Below are 6,147 nucleotides of genomic sequence, written 5' to 3'. Positions count from 1 at the left end.
TGCACGCGCCCGTCGTGTCCGCGGCCGAGCGGGTGGACATCCCGTCGTCGACGGCGCTGTCGTCGACCGCGAAGAAGCGGTACGTCAAGGCGATCACCCTGTGGCTGGTTGCCGCCGTCCTCGGCGGTATCGCCGCGGTCTTGGCTTGGCATCCGGGTGCGGTGGGCACCGAGAACAAGGCCTTCGTCAACAGCTCCGAGACGTCGAAGGTGATGGCACAGCTGTCGTCGCTGGCCTGCATCCCGTTCAATTACACCTGGCAGACGGTGACCGAGGATATGGAGCGGGCGTCGAGCACCCTGACCGGTACGGCCCGCGACGAGTTCGACAAGGTTGTCGAAGTCAACCGCTCGATCATCGTGCAGCGGCAGGCGGAGTCATTCTGCCAGCTTGATCATCTCGGTTTGTCGAGTCTCACGCGGAATGAGGCGCAAGCCATCGGAGCTCTGATCGTGCAGGTGAATGCCGGCGGCAAGCTGGCCGAGAACAACCTGCTGCGGCTGCAATACACCATGGTTCGGGTGGGCGATGACTGGAAGATTTCCGAAGTCACTCCGGTGGAGTGACCGGAAATTTTCCGGGATCGACCAGGCATTTTTCGCCGAAACGCACCGATTTGCTTGACGCGGGGGCCCGCGCGGTACACGCTATTTGCAGACGAGGACTACTGCGGCAGCCAGCCGAGGTCCTCCCCGGGGCGCCATCACGCACCGTTGATTTGACGGGGTTGACAGAGCATGCCCAAAATCTGGTACAGTAGGACGTTGCGCTGGCTGCACCCCGTCCTCTGATCGGCTCTTCTTGCCGGACACGTCGTGTTCGTCTTGGGGAAACCGCAGGTCATTCGGTACGACGACCACGCAAGCGGCCCCAAGGCCAAATGGCTATTAAACGCCACATAGTGAACACCTCGCGAGAGAAGGACGAATCTTGGCACTCGACCGCCAGTCCACCTCAACCACTTCGACCGGCAGCATTCCTGGAGCCCCGCGCCGTGTCTCTTTCGCTAAGATCGACGAGCCGCTGGAAGTACCCGGCCTCCTCGACTTGCAACTTGATTCTTTTGAGTGGCTGATCGGCTCCCCGGAGTGGCGCGCCAAGGCGATCGCCCGCGGTGAGGAAAACCCTGTTGGGGGCCTCGAAGAGGTCCTCCGTGAGCTTTCCCCGATTGAGGACTTCTCGTCCTCCATGTCGCTCTCGTTCTCGGAGCCGCACTTCGATGAGGTCAAGGCCTCCATCGACGAGTGCAAAGACAAGGACATGACGTTCTCGGCGCCGCTGTTCGTGACGGCCGAGTTCATCAACAACAACACCGGCGAGATCAAGTCGCAGACGGTTTTCATGGGCGAGTTCCCGATGATGACCGACAAGGGCAGCTTCGTCATCAACGGCACCGAGCGTGTCGTCGTCAGTCAGCTCGTGCGTAGCCCGGGCGTGTACTTTGACCGCGACATCGACAAGACCACCGAGAAGACCTTGCACTCGGTCAAGGTGATCCCGAGCCGCGGCGCGTGGCTGGAGTTCGACATCGACAAGCGCGACACCGTCGGTGTGCGCATCGACCGCAAGCGTCGCCAGCCGGTCACCGTGCTGCTGCAGGCCCTCGGCGTGAGCCGCGCGGAGATTTCCGAGCGTTTTGGCTTCTCCGAGATCATGATGTCCACCCTGGAGAAGGATCACACCCAGAACCAGGATGAGGCGCTGCTGGAGGTCTACCGCAAGCTGCGTCCGGGCGAGCCGCCGACCCGCGAGTCCGCCGAGAGTCTCCTGGAGAACATGTTCTTCAAGGAGAAGCGTTACGACCTGGCGCGCGTGGGTCGCTACAAGATCGACAAGAAGCTCGGCCTGACCGACGATTCGATCAACGGCGTTCCGGTGCTGACCCGCGAGGACATCGTCACCACCGTCGAGTACCTGGTGCGCCTGCACGAGACCTACGATCCGTCCTCGGCGGCGACCCCGATGATGACCGGTCCGGGCGGCATTGAGGTGCCGGTGGAGGTCGACGACATCGACCACTTCGGCAACCGTCGTCTGCGCACGGTCGGCGAGCTGATCCAGAATCAGATCCGGTTGGGCCTCTCGCGTATGGAGCGGGTGGTTCGCGAGCGGATGACCACCCAAGACGCCGAAGCGATCACCCCGCAGACCCTGATCAACATCCGTCCAGTGGTGGCGGCGATCAAGGAGTTCTTCGGTACCAGCGCCCTGTCGCAGTTCATGGACCAGAACAACCCGCTGTCGGGTCTGACCCACAAGCGCCGCCTGTCGGCGCTCGGCCCGGGTGGTCTGAGCCGTGAGCGCGCCGGCCTCGAGGTCCGCGACGTTCACCCGTCGCACTACGGCCGCATGTGCCCCATCGAGACTCCGGAAGGCCCGAACATCGGCCTGATCGGTTCGCTCTCGGTGTACGCACGAGTGAACCCGTTCGGCTTCATCGAGACCCCGTACCGCAAGGTGACCGACGGTGTCGTGACCGACCAGATCGAGTACATGACCGCCGACGAGGAAGATCGTTACCTCATCGGCCAGGCCAACACGGCCTACGCCGCGGACGGCCGCATCACCGAGGATCGCGTCCTGGTGCGCATCAAGGGCGCCGAGGTGGAGTTCGTTCCGGCGAGCCGCGTCGAGTACCTCGATGTGAGCCCGCGCCAGATGGTGTCGGTCGCCACCGCGATGATTCCGTTCCTGGAGCACGACGACGCGAACCGCGCACTGATGGGCGCCAACATGCAGCGTCAGGCGGTGCCGCTGGTTCGCAGCGAGTCACCGCTGGTCGGTACCGGCATGGAGTTGCGTGCTGCCGTCGACGCCGGCGATGTGGTGGTCAACGACAAGTCCGGTGTGGTGGAAGAGGTTTCGGCCGACTACCTCACCGTGATGGCAGACGACGGCACGCGCCAGAGCTACCGCCTGCGCAAGTTTGAGCGCAGCAACCACGGGACGTGCGCCAACCAGGTGCCGATCGTGGACGAGGGCGCTCGCGTGGAGGCCGGCCAGGTGCTGGCCGACGGTCCGTGTACCGATCAGGGCGAGATGGCGCTGGGCAAGAACCTGCTCGTCGCGATCATGCCGTGGGAGGGCCACAACTACGAGGACGCGATCATCCTGAGTCAGCGCCTCGTGGAAGAGGACACGCTCACCTCGATTCACATCGAGGAGTACGAGATCGATGCTCGCGACACCAAGCTGGGCGCCGAGGAGATCACCCGGGACATCCCGAACGTCTCCGACGAGGTGCTCGCCGATCTCGACGAGCGCGGCATCGTCCGCATCGGTGCCGAGGTCCGCGACGGCGATGTGCTGGTCGGCAAGGTCACCCCGAAGGGTGAGACCGAGCTGACCCCCGAGGAGCGTCTGCTCCGCGCGATCTTCGGCGAGAAGGCGCGTGAAGTGCGCGACACCTCGCTGAAGGTGCCGCACGGTGAGACCGGCAAGGTGATCGGTGTCCGCGTCTTCAGCCGCGACGACGACGATGACCTGGCCCCGGGCGTCAACGAGCTGGTGCGCGTGTACGTTGCGCAGAAGCGCAAGATCCAGGACGGCGACAAGCTGGCCGGCCGCCACGGTAACAAGGGCGTCATCGGCAAGATCCTGCCGCAGGAAGATATGCCGTTCTTGCCTGATGGCACCCCGGTCGACATCATCCTGAACACTCACGGTGTCCCGCGTCGTATGAACATCGGCCAGATCCTGGAGACCCACCTGGGTTGGGTTGCTAAGGCCGGCTGGAACATCGACGTCGCCGCTGGTGTCCCGGAGTGGGCCGAGCGGCTGCCCGAGGAGCTGTATTCGGTGGAGCCGAACACGAACACCGCCACCCCGGTGTTCGACGGCGCCCGCGACGATGAGCTCGCCGGTCTGCTGGGCTCGACCCGGCCGAACCGCGACGGCGACGTGATGGTGAACAGCGACGGCAAGGCGATCCTGTTTGACGGTCGCTCCGGCGAGCCGTTCCCGTTCCCGGTGGCCGTTGGCTACATGTACATCATCAAGCTGCACCACTTGGTCGACGATAAGATCCACGCGCGTTCGACCGGCCCGTACTCGATGATCACGCAGCAGCCGCTGGGTGGTAAAGCGCAGTTCGGTGGTCAGCGATTCGGTGAGATGGAGTGCTGGGCCATGCAGGCCTACGGTGCGGCGTACACGCTGCAGGAACTCCTGACCATCAAGTCCGATGACGTGGTGGGCCGCGTGAAGGTGTACGAGGCCATCGTCAAGGGGGAGAACATCCCGGAGCCGGGTATCCCGGAGTCGTTCAAGGTGCTCCTGAAGGAGCTGCAGTCGCTCTGCCTGAACGTGGAGGTGCTGTCGAGCGACGGTGCCGCCATCGAGATGTCGGATTCCGACGACGACGATCTGGACCGCGCCGCAGCGAACCTGGGCATCAATTTGTCGCGTAACGAGAACGCGACGATCGACGACCTCGCTAACTGACCGCACGGGGGGACTCGCGTCCCCCCGTGTACTCCCCCTGAATTATTTAGAGACAACATTCCCTCTGGAGGGGCATAACGTGCTCGACGTCAACTTTTTCGACGAACTGAAAATCAGCCTGGCCACCGCCGACGACATCAAGAAGTGGTCGTACGGCGAGGTGAAGAAGCCCGAGACCATCAATTACCGAACCTTGAAGCCGGAGAAGGACGGCCTGTTCTGCGAGAAGATCTTCGGACCGACTCGCGACTGGGAGTGCTACTGCGGTAAGTACAAGCGGGTTCGTTTCAAGGGCATCATCTGCGAGCGTTGCGGCGTCGAGGTGACCAAGGCCAAGGTGCGCCGCGAGCGCATGGGCCACATCGCCCTGGCCGCCCCCGTCACGCACATCTGGTACTTCAAGGGCGTGCCCAGCCGGCTGGGTTACCTGCTGGACCTGGCACCGAAGGATCTCGAGAAGATCATCTACTTCGCGGCCTGGGTCATCACCTCGGTGGACGATGAGCTGCGGCACTCTGAGCTGAGCACCCGCGAGGCGGAGATCGCTGTCGAGCGCAAGGCCATCCAGGACGATATGGAGGCCGATCTGGCCGAGCGTCAGTCCAAGCTTGAAGCCGATCTGGCCGAGCTGGAGGCCGAGGGCGCCAAGGCCGACGCCAAGCGCAAGGTCCGCGACGCCGGTGAGCGCGAGCTCAAGAAGATCCGTGAGCGCGCCCAGCGCGAGGTCGATTGGCTCGACGAGATCTGGGACAAGTTCGTCAAGCTGACCGCGGGTGAGTTGATCATCGACGAGCGGCTGTACCGCGAGCTGGAGGACCGTTTCGGCGAGTACTTCTCCGGCGCGATGGGTGCCGAGGCGATTAAGAAGCTGCTGGACGCCTTCGATATCGACGCCGAAGCCGAGTCGCTGCGCGAGACGATCCGCTCCGGTAAGGGGCAGAAGAAGCTGCGCGCGCTGAAGCGACTGAAGGTCGTGGCCGCGTTCCAGAAGTCCGGCAACAGCCCGCGCGCCATGGTGCTCGACGCCGTGCCGGTGATTCCGCCGGAGCTGCGTCCGATGGTGCAGCTCGACGGTGGCCGTTTCGCCACCTCGGATCTGAACGATCTGTACCGTCGCGTGATCAACCGCAACAATCGCCTCAAGCGACTGATGGACCTGGGTGCACCGGAGATCATCGTCAATAACGAGAAGCGGATGCTGCAGGAGTCGGTGGACGCCCTCTTCGACAACGGTCGTCGTGGCCGTCCGGTCAACGGCCCGGGTAACCGGCCGCTGAAGTCGCTGAGCGATCTGCTGAAGGGCAAGCAGGGCCGGTTCCGTCAGAACTTGCTCGGTAAGCGCGTGGACTACTCGGGCCGCAGCGTTATCGTCGTCGGTCCGCAGTTGCACCTGCACCAGTGCGGTCTGCCGAAGCTGATGGCGCTCGAGCTGTTCAAGCCGTTCGTCATGAAGCGTCTGGTGGATTTGGGTCAGGCCCAGAACATCAAGTCGGCTAAGCGCATGGTGGAGCGGCAGCGTCCGCAGGTGTGGGATGTCCTCGAAGAGGTCATCACCGAGCACCCGGTGCTGCTGAACCGTGCACCCACGCTGCACCGCCTGGGTATTCAGGCATTCGAACCGCAGCTGGTGGAGGGTAAGGCCATTCAGCTGCACCCGCTGGTGTGTGAGGCCTTCAACGCCGACTTCGACGGTGACCAGATGGC

The 6,147-nt window shown here is 63.6% G+C and carries 1 protein-coding gene and 2 pseudogenes; all 3 read left to right on the top strand.

What is annotated here, in order from left to right:
* Positions 1-566 (top strand): annotated as a pseudogene (locus tag WAW85_RS13915) (hypothetical protein); the annotation flags it as partial.
* 364 nt (positions 567-930) lie between these two features.
* On the top strand, positions 931-4,443 hold the full coding sequence (locus WAW85_RS13910; protein WP_422560194.1) for a DNA-directed RNA polymerase subunit beta: 3,513 nt from the start codon (positions 931-933) through the stop codon (positions 4,441-4,443).
* 79 nt (positions 4,444-4,522) lie between these two features.
* Positions 4,523-6,147: pseudogene (locus tag WAW85_RS13905) on the top strand (DNA-directed RNA polymerase subunit beta'); the annotation flags it as partial.

It is taken from the genome of Gordonia sp. (in: high G+C Gram-positive bacteria), assembly GCF_049299075.1.
In the GTDB taxonomy this organism is placed as follows: Bacteria; Actinomycetota; Actinomycetes; order Mycobacteriales; family Mycobacteriaceae; genus Gordonia.
The sequence above is the reverse complement of the archived record's forward strand: the minus strand, read 5'-3'. Positions and strand labels throughout refer to the sequence as shown.